This is a genomic window from Streptomyces sp. NPDC033136 (assembly GCF_055578235.1).
Genome location: NZ_JBVIPD010000061.1, coordinates 1 through 1,668 on the forward strand (window position 1 = coordinate 1; position 1,668 = coordinate 1,668).

A 1,668-nucleotide genomic window follows, 5' to 3' on the forward strand; every position below is an offset into this window, starting at 1 on the left:
GGAGAGGTCCCGGAATTGACGCGGCGGGTGGCTCGTGCGGCCTTCCCGAAGGGATCGTTGGCGATCCGGTTGCGCGACAACCTGGGGCAGGTCTTCGACGACGTCTTGTTCGCGGAGGCGTTCCCGTCCGATGGACGGCCTGCTGCTTCACCTGGCGCGTTAGCGATGGTGTCGGTGATGCAGTCTGCCGAGAGGCTGTCTGACCGGCAGGCCGCCGAGGCCGTGCGGGCCCGGATCGACTGGAAATACTTGCTGGGCCTGGAGCTGGAGGACAGCGGCTTCGATCACTCGCTGCTGACCCGGTTCCGGGCCCGTCTGATCGCGCACGGTCTGGAAGAGCGCGTCTTGGAGGCGGTTGTGCAGGTCGCGGTGGACCAAGGGCTGCTGCGCCAAGGCGGGCGGCAGCGCACCGACTCCACCCGTGTGGTCGCCGACGTGCGCCTGCTGAACCGGATGGAGTTCGCCGCCGAGACCCTGCGCGCCGCGCTGGAGGCACTGGCCGCAGCCGCCCCGGACTGGCTCGAGCAAGCCCTGGCGGAACGGGAGACGGACTGGCTCGGCCGGTACGGGGAACGCGTGGACTCCTGGCACGGCTTGCCTACGGACACCGACCGTGACACGTGGCTGCGCCAGGTCGGCGAGGACGGCTTCCACCTGCTGACGACCGTCTGGCGGCCCGATGCTCCGGACTGGCTGCGCCGCATCCCCGCCCTGGAGACCCTGCGCCGGGCCTGGGTGCAGCAGTACCACCGCACCCAGGACGGCGTGCGCGAGCGCGAGAGCGACGACCTGCCTCCAGGGAACCAGCGGCTGGCCAGCCCATACGACACCGATGCCCGGTACGGCACCAAGCGGACCACCGGCTGGGTCGGATACTGCCTGCACCTCACCGAGACGTGCGACACCCGCGCGCCTCGGCTGATCACCGATGTCGCCACCACCAGCGCCGCCGAGGGCGACGACAGCCAGGCCCTGACCGGTATCCACACCCGTCTCAACGAGCGGGAGCTGCTGCCTGCGCAGCAGCTCGTCGACAGCGGATACGTCACCGCGGGCACCCTGGTGGCCGCCCGCCAAGAGCACGGCATCGACCTCGTCGGCCCCGCCCGCCCCATCGTCAGGGGCGAGGGCCACGAGCGCTTCGGCCACAACGACTTCCAGATCGACGACGAGCGGCGCCTTGCCGTCTGTCCCGCCGGACAAACCAGCGTCTCCTGGGCCACCACCCGCAGCAGCCGGCGCACCCGCATTCCCTTGGTCCAGATCCGCTTCGACGCCGCGACCTGCCGTGACTGCCCACTCAGGTCGCGTTGCACAACAGCCGGCCACGGCAAGTGGGGCCGCGCCCTGACTCTGCGTGAACCCGCCCAGCGGGCCGCGCTCCAGCAACGCCGCCGTGAGCAGGACACCGACGCCTGGCGGGCACGCTATCGGCCCCGCGCCGGGATCGAATCAACGGTCTGCCAGATAGTCCACCGCACCCGCAGCCGGCGCAGCCGCTACCGGAACGCCACCGCCACCCACCTCGGCCACTGCCTCGCCGCCACCGCCATCAACCTCATCCGCATCGACGCCTGGCAGCAAGGCCACCGCCCCGAACGCACCCGCACCACCCACCTATGCCGCCTCCTCACTCACACCTCGAAATGAGAGATCAGCAACGGGGTC

Annotated in this window: 1 protein-coding gene; it reads left to right on the forward strand. The window is 70.6% G+C overall.

Translation table 11 applies throughout. The features are described 5' to 3' along the window. Nucleotides 1-1,650, forward strand: a 1,650-nt coding sequence (locus tag ACZ5TL_RS39465) for an IS1182 family transposase (RefSeq protein ID WP_468595596.1), incomplete at its 5' end; no start/stop codon positions are given. Nucleotides 1,651-1,668: the final 18 nt, after the last annotated feature.